The organism is Vibrio sp. ABG19, from assembly GCF_029962385.1.
In the GTDB taxonomy this organism is placed as follows: domain Bacteria; phylum Pseudomonadota; class Gammaproteobacteria; order Enterobacterales; family Vibrionaceae; genus Vibrio; species Vibrio ostreae.
The window spans coordinates 85,698-109,663 of record NZ_CP071708.1 but is presented as its reverse complement, the minus strand read 5'-3'; the positions used below and the strand labels follow the sequence as shown (position 1 = coordinate 109,663).

The 23,966-nt window shown below is 49.6% G+C and carries 18 protein-coding genes; 7 read left to right on the top strand and 11 right to left on the bottom strand.

Going from position 1 to position 23,966, the window contains the following annotated elements:
• Positions 1 to 72: 72 nt before the first annotated feature.
• Positions 73 to 2,214 carry a TonB-dependent receptor gene (locus J0X00_RS06555; protein WP_282477731.1) on the bottom strand — a complete coding sequence of 714 codons (2,142 nt, stop codon included), beginning with the start codon at positions 2,212 to 2,214 and terminating at the stop codon, positions 73 to 75.
• Between the two features lie 301 nt (positions 2,215 to 2,515).
• Between J0X00_RS06555 and J0X00_RS06550 the strand changes: the two genes are divergently transcribed.
• From J0X00_RS06550 to arsC, 4 genes are all read left to right on the top strand, one after another.
• On the top strand, positions 2,516 to 4,942 hold the full coding sequence (locus J0X00_RS06550) for a glucose/quinate/shikimate family membrane-bound PQQ-dependent dehydrogenase (protein WP_282477730.1): 2,427 nt from the start codon (positions 2,516 to 2,518) through the stop codon (positions 4,940 to 4,942).
• A gap of 309 nt (positions 4,943 to 5,251) precedes the next feature.
• Positions 5,252 to 5,956, top strand: a complete 705-nt coding sequence (gene arsH, locus J0X00_RS06545; protein ID WP_136483035.1) for an arsenical resistance protein ArsH — start codon at positions 5,252 to 5,254, stop codon at positions 5,954 to 5,956.
• A 10-nt stretch (positions 5,957 to 5,966) separates the two neighbouring features.
• Positions 5,967 to 7,013: an ACR3 family arsenite efflux transporter gene (gene arsB / locus J0X00_RS06540; RefSeq protein ID WP_282477729.1), complete on the top strand. Its 1,047-nt coding sequence runs from the start codon at positions 5,967 to 5,969 to the stop codon at positions 7,011 to 7,013.
• Complete coding sequence (gene arsC, locus J0X00_RS06535; protein WP_282477728.1) at positions 7,010 to 7,426, top strand: arsenate reductase (glutaredoxin); 417 nt, start codon at positions 7,010 to 7,012, stop codon at positions 7,424 to 7,426. The genes arsB and arsC overlap by 4 nt, the downstream gene beginning before the upstream one ends.
• A 57-nt stretch (positions 7,427 to 7,483) precedes the next feature.
• On the opposite strand, the gene J0X00_RS06530 is transcribed toward arsC, so the two are convergent.
• The 3 genes from J0X00_RS06530 to J0X00_RS06520 all read right to left on the bottom strand — a co-directional run bounded on the left by J0X00_RS06530 (position 7,484) and on the right by J0X00_RS06520 (position 9,498).
• Positions 7,484 to 8,455, bottom strand: coding sequence for a LysR substrate-binding domain-containing protein (locus tag J0X00_RS06530; RefSeq protein ID WP_136483046.1), 972 nt, complete (start codon positions 8,453 to 8,455; stop codon positions 7,484 to 7,486).
• Between the two features lie 215 nt (positions 8,456 to 8,670).
• Positions 8,671 to 8,820, bottom strand: a complete 150-nt coding sequence (locus J0X00_RS06525) for a hypothetical protein (RefSeq protein WP_168796936.1) — start codon at positions 8,818 to 8,820, stop codon at positions 8,671 to 8,673.
• Positions 8,821 to 9,285: 465 nt separating this feature from the next.
• Positions 9,286 to 9,498 (bottom strand): cold-shock protein, encoded by a 213-nt coding sequence (locus J0X00_RS06520; RefSeq protein ID WP_136483048.1) that lies wholly within the window; start codon positions 9,496 to 9,498, stop codon positions 9,286 to 9,288.
• Positions 9,499 to 9,985: 487 nt separating this feature from the next.
• On the opposite strand from J0X00_RS06520, the gene J0X00_RS06515 reads away from it, so the two are divergent.
• The gene (locus tag J0X00_RS06515) at positions 9,986 to 11,509 is read left to right on the top strand and encodes a DEAD/DEAH box helicase (protein ID WP_282477727.1); all 1,524 of its coding nucleotides are present in this window, start codon (positions 9,986 to 9,988) and stop codon (positions 11,507 to 11,509) included.
• 78 nt (positions 11,510 to 11,587) lie between these two features.
• Here the strand turns inward: J0X00_RS06515 and J0X00_RS06510 are convergent, their stop codons facing one another.
• The 3 genes from J0X00_RS06510 to J0X00_RS06500 are packed head-to-tail and all read right to left on the bottom strand — an operon-like array spanning position 11,588 to position 15,523.
• A complete protein-coding gene (locus tag J0X00_RS06510) occupies positions 11,588 to 13,543 on the bottom strand; it encodes an LTA synthase family protein (RefSeq protein ID WP_282477726.1) in 1,956 nt (651 codons plus the stop codon).
• Complete coding sequence (locus J0X00_RS06505; protein WP_282477725.1) at positions 13,531 to 13,905, bottom strand: diacylglycerol kinase; 375 nt, start codon at positions 13,903 to 13,905, stop codon at positions 13,531 to 13,533. Before J0X00_RS06505 ends, J0X00_RS06510 begins: the two co-directional genes overlap by 13 nt.
• A gap of 25 nt (positions 13,906 to 13,930) precedes the next feature.
• Positions 13,931 to 15,523: a phosphoethanolamine--lipid A transferase gene (locus tag J0X00_RS06500; protein ID WP_282477724.1), complete on the bottom strand. Its 1,593-nt coding sequence runs from the start codon at positions 15,521 to 15,523 to the stop codon at positions 13,931 to 13,933.
• 425 nt (positions 15,524 to 15,948) lie between these two features.
• On the opposite strand from J0X00_RS06500, the gene J0X00_RS06495 reads away from it, so the two are divergent.
• A complete protein-coding gene (locus tag J0X00_RS06495; RefSeq protein WP_282477723.1) occupies positions 15,949 to 18,015 on the top strand; it encodes a bifunctional metallophosphatase/5'-nucleotidase in 2,067 nt (688 codons plus the stop codon).
• A gap of 421 nt (positions 18,016 to 18,436) precedes the next feature.
• Positions 18,437 to 20,659, top strand: coding sequence for a sensor domain-containing diguanylate cyclase (locus tag J0X00_RS06490; protein ID WP_282477722.1), 2,223 nt, complete (start codon positions 18,437 to 18,439; stop codon positions 20,657 to 20,659).
• 24 nt (positions 20,660 to 20,683) lie between these two features.
• Here the strand turns inward: J0X00_RS06490 and J0X00_RS06485 are convergent, their stop codons facing one another.
• The 4 genes from J0X00_RS06485 to J0X00_RS06470 form a co-directional block, all read right to left on the bottom strand.
• Positions 20,684 to 21,544 (bottom strand): DMT family transporter, encoded by an 861-nt coding sequence (locus J0X00_RS06485; protein ID WP_282477721.1) that lies wholly within the window; start codon positions 21,542 to 21,544, stop codon positions 20,684 to 20,686.
• Between the two features lie 297 nt (positions 21,545 to 21,841).
• Complete coding sequence (locus J0X00_RS06480) at positions 21,842 to 22,321, bottom strand: LPXTG cell wall anchor domain-containing protein (protein ID WP_136483064.1); 480 nt, start codon at positions 22,319 to 22,321, stop codon at positions 21,842 to 21,844.
• A gap of 536 nt (positions 22,322 to 22,857) precedes the next feature.
• Positions 22,858 to 23,211 (bottom strand): hypothetical protein, encoded by a 354-nt coding sequence (locus J0X00_RS06475; protein WP_136483066.1) that lies wholly within the window; start codon positions 23,209 to 23,211, stop codon positions 22,858 to 22,860.
• Between the two features lie 299 nt (positions 23,212 to 23,510).
• The gene (locus J0X00_RS06470) at positions 23,511 to 23,942 is read right to left on the bottom strand and encodes a DoxX family protein (RefSeq protein ID WP_136483068.1); all 432 of its coding nucleotides are present in this window, start codon (positions 23,940 to 23,942) and stop codon (positions 23,511 to 23,513) included.
• Between the last annotated feature and the right edge of the window lie 24 nt (positions 23,943 to 23,966).

The following is a 23,966-nucleotide window of genomic DNA, read 5'->3' as shown; positions in this document are numbered from 1 at the left end:
AGTGGACCTGTTTGCCGCCTGAAATGGACGGGATTTGCGTACTCAGTCTGAGATCGTCACCGTCTGTTTCATTCAGTCAAAGCTGTAGCTTGCCGTCAGGCCAACGCCATAGTTGCGACCCGGTGCCGGTTCATAGTAGCGGCCGTAGGTATCATTGACGCTGACGTTACCGGAGTAATTACGGTCAAACAGATTATCGACGCGCACAAAAGCGTTGAACAGCCATTGGTCAAGCTCATATTTGTAGCCGCTGCTCAGGGACGACACTGCGTAAGAGGAAAGGTGCTCTGAGTTGTCATCATTGACATAAGTGCGGCCAATAAACTGAACATCGGCTTTACCGTACCAGCCCACCTGAGGTTGATAGCCCAGAGACGCATAGCCCACCTGGCTGGCTACTCCCGGCAGGTAGTTATCGCTCAGATTGTTACATCCGCTGTCATCGCATTGGTTATCGCGGAACTTCGCTTCGATATAAGACCAGGCCAGCATCAGTTGCCAGTCATCCATAAAACGCTGCTGATAGGCGGCTTCTACGCCACGACGGCGGGTCTTACCTGCGTTGGTGTAGGTTGTACGACCATTGGCACTGTCATCGACGATGATTTCATCATCGGTATCGGTCTGGAACAGGGCGAAGGTCAGCAGACCGCCATCCACGGCTTTTTTGGTACCGATTTCCAGGGTGGTATTGGTGGATGGTTGTAAAGCCAGGTTCAGACCACCCAGACCCGCGTTGCTGTACGAAAGCTCGGTGATGGTCGGGGTTTCGAATCCACGACCAATCGAGGTGTACACGTTCCAGTCAGGGCGGATATCGTATTGCAGCGAGGCGGCTGGCAGCCATTCATGGTAGCTGGTGCTGCCGCTGTCATCACCGTTATCCACGGTGACGTACTGGTCGTTCGAGTCGAAGTAAACCGAGCTATAACGCAGGCCGACATCGAGACGCAGTGCCTGAGTCAGTTGCCAGGAGGTTTGCACATACGGGTCGAGGTTCCACATCAGGTTACGCTCTTTACGACGCAAATCGCCTTTCACCCCTGTGGTGTAGTCGCCGCCGTTTTCCACGTAGTTTTCATAGCCGCGACGATGCTCTTTCATGTTTTCATAATCGAAGCCGCTGGTGACAGTGAATGGCACACTAAATGTGTCGTTACTGTGGGTCCAGCGTGTATCAATGCCCTGGTATTCACGGGTCAGGTCGACCACACCACCGGCATGAAGTGGGTTGCTTTCCTGAGTTGAGTAGGGAATTGCCTGGTATTGATTCATTTTACGTTCACCGGCATAGCCGGTCACGCTGAGTTGGTCGTTGTCGGTCAGTTCACGCTCGTAGCGCAGGCCGACCTGGGTCTGATTGATATTCTTACGGGTGTTGTAGGTATAAACCGCATCGCGGGCCTGGCTTGGATTATTTTTCCAGTCACTGCGGTTGAGTGTGCCCGGATCGTAGGCATCCAGGTCAACGGTATTGAGGATCAGAGTCGCGCTGCTTTTATCATCAATAATGACATTCAGCTTGGCGTTAGCGATGTTCTTGTCTGCCGAGCTGTGATCGCGAAATCCGTGGGTCGCAAAACGGGTACCTGAAACAGTGTAATTCACGTCCCCCGGTTCGTAACCGCTACCAATACTACCGGTCGCCTTCACGCCATAGCGCCAAGTGCCGTAACTGCCGTAGTAGCTGCTCATTTCAACCCGGTTTGGCTGAGCGCCGGTTTCGGTTTCGATATTAATCACGCCGCCGGAAGAGTTGCCGTATAACGCGGAAAACGGACCGCGCAAAACCGTCATACTATCAATTGAGCTGATATCGATATTTGAGGTTTGCGACTGGCCGTCCGGCATGGTTGCGGGAATACCGTCTACATACATACGAATGCCGCGCACACCATATCTCGCCCGAGCACCGTAACCGCGAATAGAGATTTGCAGATCCTGAGCGTAGTTGTGGCGATTGCGGATAAGCAGGCCCGGGATACCTGAGGTATTTTCTGACAGGTTGATGCCTGCACTTGCGTCGCGCAATTCATCGCCATACACCACACTCAAAGCGGCGGGAGTGTCAAATTCTGACAGTTTTTGCGAAGAAGCGCTGATGACCATGGTTTCCATCGGCTCAGTGTCAGCACTTTTTTCATCGGCGGCCAGGGTACCGAAGGCTGGCAAAAGCAATACCAGCATTCTGGTATCAAGATTGTTTCGTTTCATTGCTGTTCCGTTTCTGTTGGTGTTTTAGGTTGTCACCCAGACAAAGCGGCAGTTTAAATATGTACATCAGTGCTTAGTGTGTCTAAATTTAAAACAGTCAGTATCGATATGCGTTAAACTGCCGACAGAATGGTGTACGATATACCTGTCAGGTCATGTATCCAGATAGAGAATTTAACGCCAATTAAACTTTCCCTAACAAATCTGATTGTCTAAATCTACCGAACCGATCATAATTATGTAACGAAGTGTAAAAGAATTACAGCGAAAAATTACATTCCAACCTAGGAGAATGCACGTCATGCCTGAAAAAACTGTTCAGTCAACACCGAAGTTAAAACTTTGGAGTTGGCTAATGGCGATTATCCTGGCTTGTGTCGGCCTGTTCTTTACTATAGCAGGTGCCAAGCTAGTTTCATTGGGAGGTAGTCTTTACTTCCTCATCGCCGGTATCATCACTCTTGTTTCCGCCATCCAATTTTTCCGAGTTCGTTCCTCTGCCGTGACTGTTTTCGGCCTTGTTTTCATCGGAACACTCATCTGGGCTTTAGCCGATGTCGGCATTGACTTCTGGCCGCTGGTTTCACGTCTTATGGTTCCTGCGGGCCTGATGATGCTGGCTCTGGTGACCTGGCCGTTCCTGCGCGCCAGTGAGAGTAAGTCGTCTTGCAGCAAGCCATCTTTTACCCTTGCTGGTGTGATTCTGGTATGTATGGTGGCAACTCTGGTCAGCATGTTCCAGCCACACCCGACGGTTGATAACGGCAGCGAATTACCTCTGATCCCGGTGACCAAGGAAACTCAGCAGAAAAACTGGGAACACTATGGCAACACGGTTGAAGGCAGCCGTTTTGTTGCACTGGATCAGATCACGCGTGATAACGTTAAAGATCTGAAAGTCGCCTGGACTTACCGTACCGGTGATATCGCATACAGTAATGGTAACGGTGCTGAAGATCAGCAAACACCACTGCAAGTGGGCAACCGTATCTTCCTGTGTACGCCGCACAACAATGTTATCGCGGTAGACGCCGATTCTGGTAAAGAGATCTGGAAGCATGAGTTTAACGCTCAGGCACAGGTCTGGAACCGCTGTCGTGGTGTGACTTATTTTGATACCACGCGTCCGGTTCAGCAGCCAACGGTTCCTGGTTCCACTCCGGTAAAAATCATGGATGTAGCGGCTGAATCTCAGTGTCAGCAGCGCATCATCATGAACACCATTAACGCAGAGCTGGTCGAACTCGATGCCAACACGGGTGAGCTTTGTACCAGTTTTGGTGACAACGGTATGGTTGATCTGAAAAAAGGCATGGGTGATGCCTCGGATCCGACTTATCAGCTGACCGCGGCACCGACTTTGGCCGGCACCACGATTGTGATTGGTGGCCGCGTTGCCGATAACGTGCAAACGGATATGCCTGGTGGCGTCATGCGTGGCTTTGACGCATACACGGGTGAAATGCGTTGGGCATTTGACCCGCGTAACCCTAACCCGAATGCAGAACTGCAGGAAGGTGAAACCTACAAACGCAGCTCGGCTAACTCGTGGTCGGCGATGTCGTATGATCCGGCGATGAACACCGTGTTCATCCCAATGGGTAGCCCGTCAGTTGACTTGTGGGGAGCAAACCGTACTGAGCTGGACCACAAATACTCAACCTCGGTACTGGCGCTGGATGCGACAACCGGTAAAGAGAAGTGGGTATATCAGACAGTTCACAACGACCTTTGGGACTTCGACGTTCCAATGCAGCCAAGCCTGATCGATTTCCCGATGGAAGACGGTTCGACTAAACCGGCAGTGATTGTTGGCACTAAAGCGGGTCAGATCTTCGTGCTGGATCGTCAGACTGGTCAGCCATTGACGAAAGTGGAAGAGCGTAAAGTTAAAGTCGGTGATATCCCGAACGAACAGTACTCTGAAACTCAGCCGTTCTCGGTAGGTATGCCGCAAATTGGCGCGCAAACACTGACTGAGTCGGATATGTGGGGTGCAACACCGTTTGACCAATTGATCTGTCGTATTCAATTCAAGTCAATGCGTTACGATGGTTTGTTTACGGTTCCGGGCACTGACCTGTCGCTGAGCTTCCCTGGCTCTTTGGGCGGGATGAACTGGGGCAGCATGTCGTTTGACCCGAATAATCAATACGCGTTTGTGAACGATATGCGTCTGGGTCTGTGGGTACAAATGATTAAGCAAGACACCAGCAACGCGCAAGCCAGCAGTGGTGGTGAAGCGGTGAACGCTGGTATGGGCGCAGTGCCTCTCAAAGGTACGCCTTATGCCGTGAACAAAAACCGCTTTATGTCACCTCTGGGTATTCCGTGTCAGAAACCGCCGTTTGGTACGCTATCTGCGATTGACCTGAAAACGCGTCAGGTCGTTTGGCAAGTGCCGGTTGGTACGGTTGAAGATACTGGCCCGTTCGGAATTAAGATGAAAGCGCCGATCCCGGTTGGTCTGCCAACGTTAGGTGGTACGCTGGCTACTCAGGGTGGCCTGGTGTTCATCGCTGGTACTCAGGACTACTATCTGCGCGCATTTGACTCGGCAACCGGTGAGCAAGTGTGGAAACAGCGTCTGCCGGTTGGTAGTGGCGCCACACCAATGAGCTATGTTTCGCCGCAAACAGGTAAGCAGTACATCCTGATTACCGCCGGTGGCGCTCGTCAGTCACCAGACCGCGGTGATTACGTGATTGCTTACACGCTGGATGACTAATCATCTGTGAATTGTGACGTTATCGCAAAGCCAACCTTAACCGGTTGGCTTTTTTTGTGTACATTTCCCATCATTTGGGCGTCATTCACGCCGCACGCCACCGATGGCCTGGATGATTTAACACAGGAAAGCGGGGCATAGCTGAGTATGTGGCGGGCTGTCACGGTTTTGTCATTGACTTGTCATGTATCTTATATATGCTAATCCATATATACGGTATTTCATATTTGTTCGTTGGCTGTCACAGCCCAAATGTAATATCGACTGACTATCATTATGACTCTCTAACATTAGGCCAAGGTATTCGCCATGTCATTACCTAATATCGATGAATCCCTGTTTCATCTTCCCCAACCATCGCAACTTGCTGCTCCTCGTTCAACTCACGCTCCGCGTATTCTTCTTATGTACGGCTCGTTACGAGAGCGTTCATACAGCCGTCTGGTGGTAGAAGAGTGTGCGCGTTTGCTCGAGCGTATGGGCGCTGAAGTGAAAGTCTTTGATCCGCAAGGTCTGCCTTTACCAGACAGTGTCGATGCGAGTCACCCTAAAGTCGCGGAATTGCGCGAGCTGGTCACTTGGTCAGAAGGCCAGGTATGGTGTTCTCCGGAGCGGCATGGTTCCATGACTGCCATCATGAAAGCCCAGATCGACTGGATCCCGCTTTCAATCGGTGCGGTGCGCCCAACCCAGGGGAAAACTCTGGCTGTGATGCAGGTATGTGGCGGTTCACAATCGTTTAACGCGGTGAATCAACTGCGTGTGTTAGGGCGCTGGATGCGGATGATCACCATTCCGAACCAGTCTTCGGTGGCAAAAGCCTTCTTGGAGTTTGATGATGAAGGTCGGATGAAGCCGTCGGGTTACTACAACCGCATCGTTGATGTGATGGAAGAGCTGATGAAGTTTACCTGGTTGACGCGTGACAACAGTGATTATCTGGTGGATCGATATTCTGAGCGGGTGGAAAGTGCTGAGCAACTGATGCAGCGCGTTAACCAGAAAGAGATTTAGGAGCAAATCGATGGGACTTTTTGAACGTTACCTGACTGTTTGGGTCGGTTTAGCCATTATTGGTGGTATTGCATTAGGCAGTGTGACGCCTGATGTGTTTGCCGCCATCGCCGGGCTGGAATATGCCCACGTGAATATCGTGATCGCGCTACTGATCTGGCTGATGATTTTTCCGATGATGGTGCAGATTGACTTCTCTTCCATTAAGGATGTGGGTAAAAAGCCGAAAGGGCTGGTACTGACTCTGGTCATCAACTGGCTGATTAAGCCGTTTACTATGGCGCTGCTGGGCTGGCTGTTTTTCAAAGGTCTGTTCGCGGACTGGGTTGACCCGCAAACTGCGAGTGAATACATCGCCGGGATGATTCTGCTGGGCGTTGCGCCGTGCACGGCAATGGTGTTTGTCTGGAGTCAACTGACCAAAGGCGATGCCAACTACACTCTGGTGCAGGTGTCGATTAATGACATCATTATGATTTTTGCCTTTGCACCGATCGCCGGCTTCCTGCTCGGGGTGACTGATATCACCGTACCGTGGGATACGCTGCTGCTGTCTGTGGTACTGTATGTTCTGATCCCGCTGCTGGCGGGGGCCTTTACGCGCCAGAAACTGGATAAAGCCAATGACCACTCAAGGCTTAATAGCTTCCTTGCCACGATGAAACCCTGGTCGATTGTCGGCCTGCTGGCCACGGTTGTGCTGTTGTTTGGTTTTCAGGCTGAAACTATTTTGCAGCGTCCGGAAGCCATTCTGCTCATCGCGATTCCACTGCTGATCCAGACCTACAGCATTTTTGCCATTGCTTACTGGGCGGCGAAGCGCATGCAATTACCGCACAATGTTGCTGCGCCGGCCTGCATGATTGGCACATCGAATTTCTTTGAACTGGCGGTCGCCGTTGCCGTCTCTCTGTTCGGACTGCACTCGGGCGCGGCCCTGGCAACCGTGGTTGGCGTGCTGGTGGAAGTGCCGGTAATGCTGTCGCTGGTCTGGTTTGCCAATCGCACCCGCCATTGGTTTGGTCCTGTTAATGCATCTTCGGAGCAATCAAAATGATCGTAATTCACCACAATCCAGAATGTGGCACATCACGTAATGTGCTGAGTATTATTGAGCAAGCCGGCTATCAGCCGGAAGTGATCGAGTATCTCAATGAAGGCTGGACCCGCCCGCAGTTGCTGGCGTTGTTTGCCGCTGCCAACCTGACACCGAAAAGTGCGTTGCGCACCAGTAAGTCACCGGCTAAAGAGCTGGGTCTGATGGAAGAGGGTGTTACCGACGAGCAGATCCTGGCTGCCATGCTGGAGCATCCGGTGCTGGTTAACCGTCCGATCGTATGCAGTGAAAAAGGCGTTAAGCTGTGTCGCCCGAGTGAGCTGGTACTGGATCTGCTCGAGCAATGGCCGCCGGGCCCGCTGTACAAAGAAGACGGCGAGCTGATCCTTGATGAGCAGGGTAACCGTTGCTGATTTTCAGTACTGACGTAATCAAAAAAGGGTCACAGTATTGCTGTGACCCTTTTTTGATTATTGATAAGTCATTAACTGACGTTCATCAAAATACTGCATCATCGCCTTCTTGGATAAATGAGCGGTATTCTGAATGATGGTCCGGGTCAGATGCGGGGCAAATTTTTCGATAAATTCGTACATGTAATGCTGCAGATAGATATTTTTGTTGTAGCAAATCCAGGCATAACAGTCAGGTATCAGGCCTTCCAGGGATCGTACTGTAATCGAGTCGCTGATTTGGTGCGTCGCTACCGAGGCGATAATGCCCAGGCCGACACCAAGGCTGACATACTCTTTGATGACTTCAGCATCCATGGCGGTTACCACGTAATTTGGCGTCAGACCTGCCTTAGCAAAGGCACTGTCGATAGCACTGCGCCCGGTTGATTTTAGCTCGTAGCTGATCAGTTTCTCGTTGGCCAGTTGTTCCAGCGTGATGTTCTGCTGTTTGGCAAGAGGATGATCGGACGGAATTATCAGTGCCAGAGACCACTTGTAAGCCGGTAAAATAGCCAGGTCAGTCTGCTCGTCAATATCTTGTGCAACGATAGAAAAGTCATAGGGCCCAATCGGCAGGGCATTACCACGAGTTTCTGGTTCTATAGTCCCCATATGCAGCGCGACTTTAGGGTATTTCTTCATAAAATGCTGCACGGTTTGCGGCAACAGAAATTTGGCAATCGCGTTAGTGGTATAGACGTTAAGGCGACCCATATCCGGTGAGGTGACACTGGCAGAAAGGGCTTTGATCCGCTCTTCGATTTCCAGCATCTGGCTGGCTTCGTGAATGATCTGCTTGCCTATTTCGGTCGGGCCGGATAAATGTTTGCCCTGACGCTCAAAAATTTGCACGCCAAGTTCGTCTTCTAATAAAGCGACTTGTTTACTGATTCCCGGTTGCGAGGTAAACAGCTTGTCTGAAGTTAGAGAAATATTATAACCATTGCGCTGTATCTCGCGGATATAGCGTAATTGCTGCAGCTTCATTATGTACTCCCGGGCTACAAAACGATGACGTAACGATCACTTGAGCGATATAGGCCTGTATGGAATGCCTCCATCAGGCGCTTAGTATACCTTATTTCTCTAGAACTTTGAGTGTATTGAGGTATATCAAGCCGTTACGCAGTAGGCGTTAATGGGCCGCAGTGTAAGACGGGCAGAAAAGCAGAGCAACGATTTTCCCACAATGGCGGGTGGGTTTATATCTCGAATTGCTTGTCAAACTCGCGTTGTTCGAGGATATCCTCGATGCGACGGCGGGTTTGATGTTCACTTAACTTTTTCGGCGTTTCTTCGGTTTCGCTGCTGTCATGTTTACTTGGTGCGGTTTTCTTTGACGGTCGGGCCATACCAATATCCTTTTTGGTTGCGATAATGTGATGTTAGCTGAAAATTGGACTGAAACTTTGAAAAGTTATCAACACTTTGACAAGCATTGGAGAAATGAGTTTCACTTTTGCTCGTTTGTGAACTGCGTTCTCAATTTCAACAGTGCGTCTGTTAGTCAGAACAGAGCGTCCGAGTAGAAAAGTGCAGCGTTCGGGGCTGGTTAAGTGAGTACTGAGTAATAAATTAGAAGAGATTGGTAGAGTAGAAATTAGTGAGCTTGATGAGAGGTCGGTTTAGTATTGCTTTTTTGCTGGCGCAACAACTGATACCAGTGGCGTTGCCTGGAAGTTCTTCTGGACATTGATTTCCTGTGATTAAGATAAGCGTAGATCGGGTGAAATGCAGTGGAATAAGAGAGAGGGCAGTAGGGGACAGAGTCAGGGGGTTTTGACGCGGCCTGTCGTCAGGCCACGTCCAAGTAATGCTTACAGCGGAGTTACTTGAGTTGCTTGAGGGCCTTTTTTGCCGTCTTCAACGTTGAAGCTTACTTTCTGACCTTCAGTCAGAGTTTTAAAGCCGTCAGCAACAATTGAGTTGAAGTGAACGAATACGTCACTGCCGCCGTTGTCTTGAGAAATAAAGCCGAAACCTTTAGTTTCGTTGAACCATTTTACTGAACCAGTGATTTTACCAGACATAGATACCTCGGTATTTTAAATTTTTACAATAGATAGTTGACGCTGACTACGAAAGCTATTGATGGCGTATGAAGAAAAGTTGTCGCAGGTGCTTATACGAAGGGTATCGAAAGGTGTCTGAGAAAAAACTTGTACTTGATGTTTCATTAATAGCTCTTCGGTGAGAGCTGTCAGTATTATACATAGAGTGAGAGGAATAACCAGCATTATTTTTCTCTTCTTAAGGTAATTATTAGCAGCATGCGGATATGACCACTCTCTTTATCAATAACAAGACCGCTTTGACTGTGCTATGTCGTTGAGCTGTGGGTATAACGTGTATTCGGGTCGTTGGTTCTTACAGCTTGGTTCCTCAGCCAGTGAGGGGCACGGTTGTTCCGGTCGTGATTAGTTGTTGCGAGCCGGGCATAAAAGATTCAGAATGCCGCACCTTTTGTTGTGATCTGCACAACGCCTGTTTTTTTATTTTAACTATTGAGTATCGACTATGGGTTTTACCTCGTTAGGTTTATCTGCGCCAATTCTGCAAGCCATTCAAGAAAAAGGCTACACGACACCTTCTCCGATCCAGGAGCAGGCGATTCCTGCCGTGTTAACCGGCCAAGATGTGATGGCAGCAGCGCAAACCGGTACAGGTAAAACAGCAGGCTTTACTCTGCCTATTCTGCAACGTTTGTCACAGGGGCCGCGTGTGCGTGGTAACCAAGTGCGAGCGTTGATTCTGACCCCAACCCGTGAACTGGCCGCTCAGGTACAGGAAAGCGTGTTTACTTATAGCCGTCATCTGCCTTTGAGCAGCGCTTGTGTGTTTGGCGGCGTTAAGATTAACCCGCAAATGCTGCGCTTGCGTAAAGGGGTCGATGTGCTGGTGGCGACGCCGGGACGTCTGATGGACTTGTATAACCAGAATGCGGTCAAATTTGATCAGCTTGAAATTCTGGTGTTGGATGAAGCTGACCGTATGCTGGATATGGGCTTTATTCGTGATATTCGTAAAATCATCGATTTGCTGCCGGAAAAACGGCAAAACCTGCTGTTTTCAGCCACTTTCTCGGATGACATTCGTCAGCTGGCTAAAGAGCTGGTGAATCAACCGGTCGAAATTTCGGTCAGCCCGGCGAACTCAACGGCAAAAACGGTTGAGCAGTTTGTTTATCCGGCAGACGTGAAAAAGAAAGCGCCGATGTTGGTCAAACTGATTAAAGAAGGTGACTGGCATCAGGTGCTGGTGTTTACCCGTACTAAACGTGGTGCCAATCGCCTGGCCGCATTCTTAAATGAAGAGGGCATCAAGGCCGCAGCGATTCATGGTAATAAAAGTCAGGGCGCGCGTACGACTGCTCTGGCTGAGTTTAAATCGAATGATCTGCGCGTGTTAGTGGCGACCGATATCGCGGCACGCGGTATTGATATTCCTCAGCTACCTCAGGTGGTGAACTTTGAGCTGCCGAATGTGGCGGAAGATTACGTGCACCGTATCGGTCGTACTGGTCGCGCTGGTGAGGCGGGTAAAGCGATTTCTCTGGTGTGTGCGGTTGAAGCGCCGGACCTGTTTGGGATTGAGCGTTTGATTCAGCAAGTTCTGCCTCGTCTTGAACTGGATGGATTTAAGCCAAGTAATACCGTGCCGGAGTCAAAACTCGATACTCGCCCGATCAAAGCTAAGAAGCCGAAAAAGCCAAAGGTTAGTCAGGCTCAGTCTGGGCAGGGTGAAGCGAAATCAGGTGCACAGCGTCAGCGTCGTAAGCCAGCCAATGCCTCCGCTAATAAAGGGACGGGTAACAGTAACCGTGGCGCAAACAACAATAGATCGGCTAACACTAGCTCGGGCAGTCATGGCGCGGGTAACAAACCGTCGTCTCAGTCCAATTCGAAGCTGGGTGATCAGGCGACTGGTGCGAAGCCAGGCAATAAACCACGTAATGGGGCTGGTCAAGCCAATTCAGGCCAGGCTGCCAAACCGAATCGCCGTCGCGCCAGGCCGCGTCAGGATTCAACGCTGCAAGGTTAACCTAAGTAAAAACGCCAGAGTGAACTCTGGCGTTTTTTTTACCGCTAAACGGCGGCTAGTCGCGGCCTGCATAAGCGGTCAGGGTTTATACCAGCCTTTCTGATATGCAACGCTGCCAAAGTTGGCGTAGGCATGTGCTTCTTTAGTCAGGGCGGTATCTGTCTCGGTCGGAGTCAGGTTTTCCCCTTGTAGCAAAAATGTCTGAGGTGCTTTGTCTGGTTGGAAAATAACCGCTTTATCCTGTTTCAGATAAGCAAAGTTTTTATCGTATTGCAGTAAGGCACGTCTCTGATCAGCCGCAACGGGTTTGGTGAAGTCATTACCCAGCATTGGATGTTCGCCGGATGCGCCAATCAGTGACAGCAAGGTCGGCCCCAGATCAATTTGGCTTGCCAGGCGGTCATCCTGCTTAGGTGGGACATCGTTACCGAATATCACTGCCGGGATATGGAAATGACGCACAGGCACCAGGCTGGCGCCATACACCCGTGAATCGTGATCAGCGACGACGACAAAAATAGTGTCTTTCCAATAGTTGGAATTCTTGGCTTTTTTGACAAATTCACCTAGGGCGAAATCGGAATATTTCGCAGCGTTATTGCGCGTTTGTTTCTCGGTATCGTAAGGGGTGATTTTACCGTCCGGATAATCATAGGGTGAATGATTCGATGAAGTAAACACCAGACTGAAGAACGGCTTATTTTCTTTGTATAACTGGCTGAATTCGCGATCAGCCTGGTCGTAGAGATCTTCGTCAGAAGCGCCCCAGGAGCCGGTGAAGTTTACCTTGTCGAAGTCACTGCCCTGGACGATGTCCTGAAAACCATTTCCAAGGAAAAACGTCTTCATATTGTCGAAGTGTGCTTCGCCCCCATAGATAAACTGGGTGTGGTAACCCTGTCTGCCTAAGAAATCTGCCAAAGTGAAAAAGTTTTGCTGCGACTTGCCGAGTTTGACGACAGCGCGTGCCGGAGTCGGCGTAAAGCCAGTGACCACAGCTTCGATACCACGCACTGAACGGGTTCCGGTTGCGTATAGGCGGGTGAAGTTCCAGCCTTCATCCATCAGCTTGTCCAGGTTCGGGGTCAGCGGTAGTCCGCCCAGTTTGCCGACATAGCGCGCACCTAAGCTCTCCTGTAGCAGAATCACCAGATTCTTTTTACGTTCTGGGAAGCTGCTGATATGCAGGGTTTTGGTCGGCGCGGTCGTGTCCAGATAGTGTGCATCCGGATTCTGCTGACTGGAACGAATCTCACTAAGCAGAGTCTGTTGGTTCATGGGGCCGTAGAAGTCGGCGCTCGACATCTCCTTTTGCGCCTGTTTCCAGGCAAAAGCAACGGAGTAGGCCGAGTTGAGACTCAGATCATTGAGCAGGTGATCGGTTGAGAATGCTACCAATGCCGGGTTAATCGGACGGTGATCCAGCGTACCGCGGCCTGCTAAAACAAACAGGCAAGCCAAAACCAGTTGCAGCGCAAGCTGGGGGAGCATCGCCCCTGTTATATCAGGATTCCAGATCCGGTTAAATACCTTACTCAGCCCGCTACCGAGCAAAAACAGGACCAGCAAGGTCACTGCAATTTCGGTCTTGTAGCCGGAGGCGAGCATAGAAAATACTTCTTTGGGATAGATCAGGTAGTCAATAAATAAGCGGTTCGGGCGCAGATCATATTCAAGAATGAAGGTCGGGGTAATGAGTTCAAAGAACAACAGTAATAAGGTGCTACCCACCAGGTAGACTTTGAGTGGCAGACGGATAAAGCGTGTTGCACGCAAAGCCGTTGCCAGCAGCATCACCAGCAGAGCCGGCGCGAGCAGATAGCCCAAAGTTGAGAGGTCAATGCGCAGGCCACCCAGGAAAATCTGGCCATAGTCACCGGCAGCAAATACTCGCTCACTTTGCCAGATCGACAGCATTAAACGTGACAGGCTAAGCAGAGCCAAATCAATCATAAAGAAGCTCAGCAAAGGCAGTAAAGCCCCCGCTTTAAATCTTGCACGTTCGCCTGAAAGAACGGAAATCAACGTAGCCATAACACGGTTCCCCAAACGGCTAAAGAGCACACCATACTGAGCAATACAATCGCCGAGCCGATGTTTTTGGCGACACCAGACAGGGTGTGGTATTCAAGGCCCACCCGGTCGACCACTGCTTCAATGGCGGTATTAACCATCTCTGCAAACAGAACAAACACCATGCTGAGCATCACCAGCAGGGTATGCATGGCCGGCAAATCCAACCAAAACGCAAAATAGGTGAGTGGCGCGAATAACATAAGCTCTTGCTGGAAAGCTGCTTCGTTTTTGCACAACCACTTAAAACCGTTAAAGCTGTGTATGAAAGTGTAGGCAATTCTGTGCATACCGGTACGTTTAATGATCATTTCCTGTTGCATGTTAACGGTGCTCTATAGTTATGGGTCATGAATTTAGTTGGCAGTTCTGGGTAATATCCAGCTCTGGGTTGTGGACTTGTGATGTCACGCCGTACAACCCCAGCAAACTGTGAAAAAGGTTGTCATGCGAGAGCGAACGGATCTGCGCTTCCTGTTCAAGGCATTGGGTATTCAGCCCTTTTTGCTGAGCGTACTGATGCGGAATCCACATGAGCCAAGGCACATGGGTCTGCTCTTTAGGGGCAATTGAGTAAGGCGTGCCATGCAGATAGAGGCCGCTTTCACCCAATGATTCGCCGTGATCGGAGATGTAGGTCATCATTACGTTGTAATCGTTAGAGACACTTTTTAGCTCATCAATGACCTGGGCCAGAACATAGTCGGTATAGACCAGGGTATTGTCGTATACATTGACGATTTGCTGGTCGCTGCAGTTTTCGATATCGCTGCGATCACAAGCAGGCTGGAACGGTGCCTGTGCGTCCGGATAGCGCTGCCAATAGGTCGGGCCATGACTGCCGATGGTATGCAGCACCAGCAGTTTGTCGTGTTGGCCATCATCAATAAATTGTTTGGCATCTTTCATCATCGCCACGTCAAAGCAGGTGGTACCGTTGCAGTCTTGATTTTTCAATGAAGAATTAATGGTGCGGTACGGGAGATTATCTGCCACGCCTTTGTCGCCGCCGTCATTGTCAATCCAAAGTACGTCCACCCCTGCATGCTGAATGACATTCAGGGCATTATCCTGAGCCAGAGCACGTGGTTTGTTATAAGTCTCACGGGTCATATTCGAGAACATACAAGGCACTGACAGCGCGGTGTAGGTGCCGCAGGATGAGACATCCTGAAAGGCAATCAGACCCATGTCTTTGGTGTAAGGGTTGGTATCGCGTGCATAGCCGTTGTAGGCAAAGTTTTGCGCGCGGGCGGTTTCACCCAGCACCACGACCATTAACGTAGGTTTGCCGTTAGGATTGGCCACTACCTTGGCATCTTCGCCTTGGGTTTTATAAACCAGAGTCTGGGTAAAATAGGTTTTTTCCAGATATTTGACCCCGTTGTAAATATGCGCCGGGATGATCATCTTGTTAAGGTAGTGGTTGTTGCGTCCGACTGAGGCGTAATCTTTGTAACTGGTTGCGGCAGTCAGCCCAATTCCAGCCAGAGCAATGACAATAATGCCGACCCGGGACAGCGTTGCTCTCAGTAAGGTGCGCTGCGGTACAATACGGACCATGAACAGCAACAGGGTTGGCAGCAGACCAAAACCGGCCAGATAAGCCAGTGTGGCTCCATTCATGTAGAAGGATATTTCTGAGCTGTTAGTCTCAAACACACTTTCCATCATGGTGGAATCAAACAGCGTGTGGAAGTTAACTTCGGCATATAAAGCGGCTGCTGAAGTCAGCAGCACAAACGCCATAAACGGCTTAAAAATATAGGGCCAGGCGACGAGAGAAAAAATAATGATGAAGGCGCAGGTCAGCAGCAGAGGTGCACTTGCAGCAAACAGCGGATTAGAGACATTGCTGCTCAGGTTGAAAATAGCAGACAGGACCGGATAGTTCATCACGGTGCCAAAATAGACCGCGCACAAAACAATCAGTGTGCTCATGGTCATCGGGATTCGGGGCCAGCTAAAACGGCGAGTATTTGTCATCACAGTCAATCACAGTTATCGGACAGTGTGGTTATGATGCGCAGCAAAACTTAAGAGTTGCTTAAGAGTTGTTAAGAAATATTGAGGCTAGAGAAATTCGTAAACATTGACGTACTGGCCACGGTTGCAACGGTTGAATTCAAACCATTTCTGCTAATTGATGTGATTTTATTATTTTATTTATCAATAGCTTGGGTTGCTACCAACGATGTATGCGATTGCATGCATTGAATTGATGAATGAATAGGATCTTTCTTCCAAATATTACTGCAATTTCATATCACGTTCATGATTCGTTGCCAGTCTTGTGACTTGTTTCATCGTCGGTTTTTCGCGTATGGACACTCAATATCAACGTTAGACAGGTCTCGGAGACATAAATGAAAACCCCTAAGCTTAACAAACGCTTTTGGTCGCACTCTCTTGTGGCAAGTGCAATAGCGCTGGCACTGGTAGGCTGTAATGACAATGACAGCAATGATTCACAAGCCGCGTTTACCCTGCAGCTGCTGCATGTGTCAGATATGGATGGCTCGAATGCATTGACCCTGGCGAATGCCGGTAATTTTGCCAGCAATGTCAGTTCACTGACCGCGCAATATCCGCACAACACTTTGTTCCTCAGCTCGGGTGATAACTATATTCCCGGTTCACGCTATCAGGCCGGTGACAATGAGACGATGGCGACGGTGAATGGGATCGGGGTTCCTGGTGTCGGACGCGCGGATATTGCCATGCTCAATGCCATGGGTCTGCAGGCTTCTGCGGTCGGAAACCATGATCTGGATGGCGGTACCGCTGAGTTCGCTGCTATTATTTCTGCCGAGACGGCCACCGGCTCTTACAGTATGGATTACCCGGGAGCCCGCTTCCCTTATCTGAGCAGTAACATGATCTTTGCTGATGACGCGAATACCGCGCCGCTGGTGGTTGCTGACGGGCAAGTCGCAGATGATGTTCCCAATAGTCTGACGTCAAGCACGGTGATCACTGTGAATGGTGAACGGATTGCTATCGTGGGCGCAACCACGCCAACCAATGAAGTGATTACCAGTACCGGTGATATCACGGTATTACCCGCGAATGATTCCACAACGGAGCTGGCGACGTTAATTCAGGAAAAAGTCGATGCCCTGACCGCCAGCGGGATAAACAAAGTCATCGTACTGGCTCACATGCAGACAATTACGCTGGAGCAACAGTTGGCAACATTACTGAAGGATGTCGATGTTATCGTCGCCGGTGGCTCCAATACCTTACTGGCTGACAGCAACGACCGTCTCTGGGCCGGTGACAGTGCGATTGGTACCTATCCATTGCTTTACAAAGATGCCGACGGCAAAGATGTTGCTGTAGTGAACGTCGATGGTGACTACAAGTATCTGGGGCGTTTGGTGGTTGGTTTTGATGAAAACGGTGATTTACTGACCGGGACTATCAACGCCGAGGAAAGCGGTGCCTATATCAGTGATGATGCTATGGTGAGTGAGCTGGGCGGCAGTAATAATGCAGAGGTTGATGCGATCGTCACGGCGGTCAACAATGTGATTGTCGCAGATGAAAGTAACATTCTCGGCCATACGACTGTGTATCTGAATGGCCGGCGTGCCGATGTGCGCTCCAATGAAACTAACCTGGGCGATCTGACTGCCGATGCGAACTTGTGGTATGCCAAGTTAGAAGATGCCGGCGTACAGATTTCTATCAAAAATGGCGGCGGGATCCGCGCACCAATCGGTTACTCGGCTTATCCGGCAGGTTCGACCAATGCCGATGACCTGAAGTATTATCCACCTGCTGCTTATCCGGCGGCCGGTAAAGCAGAGGGCGATATTTCGCAGTATGATCTGCAGACTACGTTGGCCTTCAATAACGCCTTGGGTATTCTCGATGTGTCGGCGGCTGAGCTAAAGCAGATCCTCGAGCATACGGTGGCTGATATTGATCCGGATGATCCGACCGGTAACGCGGGTGGCCGTTTCCCGCAGATTGCTGGGATGCGTTTTAGTTTTGATCCGACCCAGCCAGCTTTGGATACCGGGGCCGGGGAGTCAGGCCAGCGCATTACCGAACTGGCGGTCGATACTACTGGCGATGGTGTGTACGATGATGTAGTGGTGTCTGCTGGTGTGATGCAGGGGGACAGCAGCCGCTCATTTAGCGTAGTAACCTTAAGCTATCTTGGTGAGGGGGGCGATGGCTATCCATTCCCTTGTACGCAAGCTGTTGACGGGCAGGGCAACAGCTATTGTCAGAACATGCAGTATCTGCAAGGTAATATGAGCGCAGATACCGGTTTGGCCGATTTTGCCGAGAGCGGTACTGAGCAGGATGCGTTCGCGGAATATCTGCGTACACGCTATCCGGATAGTGAAACACCCTACACCAGCGCTGATATGGTTGAAGACAGTTCTGTCGTTGATACGAGAATTGTACGCATCAATTAATTCATTTAGCAGATTCCCGATTTTTCACTGGCCACCCATTAATTGGTGGCCTTTTTATTTTGTAAAAACAGAGGATTAATGGCGCGGCTTTATTAACGTGCGACCTGGTTTGATTTTTTTGTGTCTCAAAAACACTCTATTTTTAAATAAAGACGGAGTGAATATCAGGGATGTAATATCTTTGGTTGTTGCAGTGCCTAACTGAGGTATGCAACATTTTTGTGAGCAGATAATTGACCTGTTTTTGACAATACAGTTACTATGGAATCTGATGAATACCAAGAATAAGTGGCTGCTATTATTTCCTTCCCACAATGCAATTCATCATGGTTTTATTTTTTAATATTTTGAATCGCTGTCAGGTTAATACCACACTCATTTTGTAACGGGCGACATTTTTTGTCGAATAGGGAAGGCATCTTTGGACCGTCATGAATACGCCGTAAAGTCGATTTTTATCAGATCCTCCTATCTGTTGATTTTAGGGCTGGTAGTCTGTCTGTTGTGGATCTTGTCCCGACAAGATTTTATGACCTTTCATGCCTTCGTCGAATTATTTACAATTCTGGTTTCCGGCTTAATTGCCCTGGCCGGATTTAAAGCTAAGGCAACCGAAGAAACCCGCTATCTGAGATTGCTGAGTACGGTATTCATGTGTGTGGCCTTTATCGACCTGGCGCACATGCTGACCTATAAAGGGGCCTTTTTGTCCGGTAATCTCGGCCCTAATCCACCGACTCAGTTCTGGACGTTAGGCCGCTTAGTTGAAGCGATTGGCTTGCTGATTGTCTTTGTCTGTCCTTTTCAATGTCGTCATCAAACCGCGTATATTCGCGCTCTGATCGCAGTTTCTGCTGCGGGGATTCTGGCGATTTACCCGCTGATGGTATTTCCCGATACCTTTGTGGAGGGGAGTGGCCTGACGCCATTTAAAATATACAGTGAGTACGTGGTGATTGGTCTGACGGCAGTCGCCTGGCTTGCGGTGTGGTTGAAACGTAAAACCCTGCAATCTGTGCACGTGCCACATCTGATTCTCTTTTTTGCCCTGACCATATTGGCGGAACTCTGTTTTACTCAATACATCTCCGTCTATGGTGACGTGAATGCAATCGGTCATCTGTTCCGCTTTATGGCGACCTATTTTTTATACCGGGGCATTTTTTCGGATAAATACTCGTTACGTCATTCGATTTTCCGAATCAACCCGCTGCACGTCACGATTATTGTCCTCACCTGTATAGTGTGGCTCACCGTCGGTTTTGCTGTGCGTTATGTCGAGCAGGAAAGACAGAAGCAAGACCAGTTGTATCTGTACAAACAGCGTTTACAAGGGTTGGTCATTACTCTGCAAGCCATGTTGGATAACGAGTTACGACTCACTGACAGCCTGGAAGCATTCGTCATAGCACGCCCCGATTTTAGCGCACAAGAGTTTACCCTGTTCGCCGAGCGCGTGCTGGCTAAATCAGACTTTGTCAGCAGTCTGCAGCTGGCGCCTGAGGGAGTCGTAACCTATGTTACGGACCTTGAACGTAATCAGAATGCTATCGGACATAATCTGCTGCAAGATCCAAGACGTAAAGAGGGAGTGATGAAAGCGATTACCACCCGCCGGCCGATTGTAGATGGCCCTCTGCGCTTGATCCAAGGTGGGTATGGTCTGATAGCCCGAGCGCCAATTTATATCTCCAGTGGAGAAGGGCGCCAGAAGCAAACATTCTGGGGATTTGCGACAGTATTAATCGATATGGACGCGTTACTCAGCTCGCCCATACTCAAACGTTTTACTGATGAATTTATATTGTCGATCAGGGCGGTGAATCCGGTCGGGTATCTGGACCAACGCATTCTGGGCGAAGATCCGCCCGGGCAGGCGCCGCTGTTGCAAAATAAGTTGCACCTTAATAACAGCACCTGGACACTCTCTATGTACGGCGGGCGCCAGGGGGGGATGCAACATTCGTCTTTTATTCTCTCTTCCTGGTACTGGACCTATCTGCTGCTTTCAACGGGTTTAATCGCCGTGGCTCTGCTGCGGATACTCGGACATAAAGTCTATGTAGAGAAAGCTGTAATTGATGCCACGGAACACTTGCAGCAGGAAGTCATACGTCGCCAACAAGTGGCTGAGATGGAGCGTCGGTTGGCGACCCGTGATGAATTAACCGGCCTCGCCAACCGGCGTCATTTCTATGAACTGGCGTATGAACATCTTGACGTTGCCCGCCAAAAGGGGCGCAGCTTTACCCTGTACTATATGGATCTTGACGGTTTTAAAACGGTCAATGATACCTATGGTCATACTACTGGCGATGGCGTATTGAAAATGGTCGGCCAGAGATTGTTCGGCTGCCTGCGATCGAGTGATATTGTTGCCCGGCTTGGTGGGGACGAATTTGTCGCAATCCTGTCTGATTCTGAAGATCATGATTTTCTAAAATCCCAGCAGATTATTGATAGGATCGGCATGCCGATGAAGATTGGTGAGCTGCAAGTATGCATAGGGATCAGTATCGGCGCCGCAGTTTATCCGGATAATGGCACCACGATCGAAGCCATGTTACTCCAGGCCGACCGGGCACTTTATCAGGCCAAAGATCAGGGGAAAAACCGCCTGGTGGTTGCCAGCACGGCTTCCTGAGCGCGGAACAAGTTCAAGGTCGGATTAGCTTCGCAGAATTCCGATGAATATCAGTGCCACTCCGGTCAACTGATACCAATGCAAACTCTCACCCAACAGGCCAATTGAGAGCAGAACACCAAACGCCGGGATGAGATGAATCGACAAACCAGCCTTGGCCGGTCCTAAACGCTCGACGCTGGCGGTATAAAGCAGGTAAGCCAGCACAGAGGGCACGATGCCTACATAGGCCAGAGCCAGCAGAGTGTGACTGTTCCAGATCGGGCTGGCACCTGAATACACTTCGGCAGCGTAAAATGGCATAACCACCAGCAGTCCGACAAACATCTGTACTGACATCAGCCCTAACCGGTTCATTTCTTTTGGCATTCTCTGGATCACCAGGGTATATACAGCCCAGCTGACCATCGCCAGGAAGACCACCAGATCACCATGATTAAAGCTCAGTGAGCGGAGGATCTGCCAGTCGCCACGGGTGAGAATCAGCAGCACTCCGCTAAACGACACTGCCATGCCCAGCCATTGTGAGCGCTTGAGGTGCAGTTTGAAAAACAGTGAACCGAACAGGCTGATGAGTAATGGAATGAAGGAGTTTAGGATCAGGGCGTTGCTGGCGGTTGTCGTTTGCAAGCCCACATAGATCAGTGAGTTAAATGCCGCCACGCCAGTGATCGAAGCGAGCAGGATACGGTAGCGATATTGCCAGTACAGACGACACTCGCGACGTAATATAGCGTAAGTAAATGGCAGCAGCACCAGGCTGGCAATCACCCAGCGATCAAAGGAAAGCGTTAAAGGCGGAATATCACCACGCACAGAGCGTCCGACAATAAAATTACCGGCCCAGAATAGTGGCGGCAGTGCCAATAGGCAGAGAGTGGCCAAGAAGTTTCCTGAGGGGCTTTTGAGGCGTTGCACAAGGCTGGTCATACGTATCCTTTCGCTGACATTATGAATGACTGTGTTTCGAAAACGAAGATGTGGATGAGGCGCGCAGAGCGATGATAGACCCAGCGCGGCGATTATAGGATTGAAAGTAAGGCTTGCCAGGCGAAAATGCCACTGTTTATTGGATGCAGAGGTCAAAATGAGAGGTTGTCTGGAGTACAAGGGCTTGTCGTGCTGAAATAAAAACATAGCCCGCGAATGCGGGCTATTAAAACGGGAATCCGTCAGGAGAAATTAAACGCCGGCGCGTTTCAGCAGACCTGCCATCAGAGGAGAGCTGGATTTCACTTGTTTCGATTTATTCTGGAAGTTACGAGCCAGTTGAGTGTCATTGATGTTTTTCGCAATGTAAGCCATGGCGTGATAGAAGTCAGTGCCCGATTTTACTTTTGATTTATCGTTCATCGGCGCCAGCAACTGAACCATCTTAGTGCCGGTCATTTTGTTCTCAATCGCGTAGTTTTGCACTGAGTCCAGCAGCAGATCCAGGTCAGCCATGGATTCTGCGCTCTCTACGCCTTGCTTTTGCATTTCTTTACGGTTGCGTTTGCGCAGTTGTTTGACAACAAAAGCAGGTTGGTTGATTTTTTTGTAACCGAAGTAGCCCGCGGCTAGGACCAGGACGATACCGCCGATGACATAACCCCAGATAGAGGAGCCAGTCGCTTCGGCAACAGGTTGGATAGAGTCAATGCTCGTCGTTAGGTCAGACATAATTATGGATCCTTTGAATGGTGCTTTGTTAATAAAGCTAAAACTAATCTGGCAGGGAATAAGGTGTATTGCGGTGAATCAAGAATTCATTAAAAGCACGTTTCTGCCTCATTCCCCATTTATTGGGTTTTTTATCCCTTAAAGCAAGGGGCGCTGGTCTATCGTTAATAGTTTTATGTTTAATAAGTCGAGTAGATCACGCGAAGGCCACTATTTGAACATAAAACAGCGCTGATTTCGAACCAAATTTTCAACCGATTTAGCGCGCAACGCAATGAAATCAAGCATTCTGAGCCGATATGATGGTCATTGGTCCAACGCGGCAAAATTGAGTGAATCAGAGGTTCAATAAATCAGCGAGTTAGCTTATTTATTTTTCGGCAGGCTAAAAATTGTGGCTGCAGGCGTGGAATGCGAGATAAATCAGCCGATGGCTGAACATGGACGATTGAAAGAATGGCTGGCCGCAGAAATAAAGAGTAAAAAGTAAAGGCCACCTGGGTGACCTTTATGAATCCTAGCCGATAAGATGATTGTTAGTGGTGGTGTCTGCCGCCTCTGTCTTCGTAGCGCCACTCTTCCTGGTAAATGACTTTTTCACGTTTTTTCCAGTGACCCTGACCATTTTTCCAGTGTTTATCGTGTTTCCACTTATTTTTACGCTGCCAGTGAGACGGATGTCTGTGATGGTCGTGATCTTCGTAAACGCGTACGGTTTCACGGTAAACACGTCTTGGGCGACAATCACCGGCACCGATACTCAGTCCGTCGACTTTAATGTTCAGACAGTCGGTTTCTACGCTAACTCCGCTCTGGCGTACAGCGACGTCGGCATGAGCCATACCCAACGGCATGACTGCCGCTCCAATTAGTAACCATTTATTAAACATAAGATGTCCTGCTTCGTCCCATCTGGTGCTATTAAAGATGGCAGGACTGTAGGGAGCAAGTCATCGCACGGCTTTATGACGTAAATCTGACCATAGCACAACCTGATGCTTTAATAGGCCGTATGCTGTGGGGTTAAGTCAGAATCGGGCAAGGAAAATCAATGTGCAACCTAATGCGCTGTGGCTCAGAAGAGGGGGACTTTTAGTGAGTGCGAAGGACTGAACAAGTCGTAAGAAGCGTGGGGATGAGCCGAGTTGCAATGTTGCGGGCAAGCAAACCGCAACCGGCTCAGAGATACTCAGGCCGTCTGGCGGCGAGATTCCAGTGCATATTTGCCCGGACCAATCAGCATAATCGCCAGTGCCGCGAACAAATAAACCCCGATGCCTTCCGCTGCCCAGGCGCCGACTTTATTGACGGTAAACAGGTTGTCTGCATGCATCAACCAGATGACCATCAGGCTGGTGCCTACCCAGATGATGGCAGACAAGCGGGTAAACAATCCGATGATAATTAGGATCGGTACAATCACTTCTCCGAGGTAAACCCCGTAGGCGAAGAACGCCGGCAGGCCATGTTGCACAAATAACCCCTGAATAAATTCGGTACCGCCATAGATTTTGTGGATACCGTGCAGTAAAAACATAAATCCAAAGCTGACACGAAGAATGAGTTTGCCGAGGTCGTCTTTGTCTAACAGTGAATCCAGCCAATTAACCAGTGCTTGCATAGTGATATCCCCAGTGATTTTTTT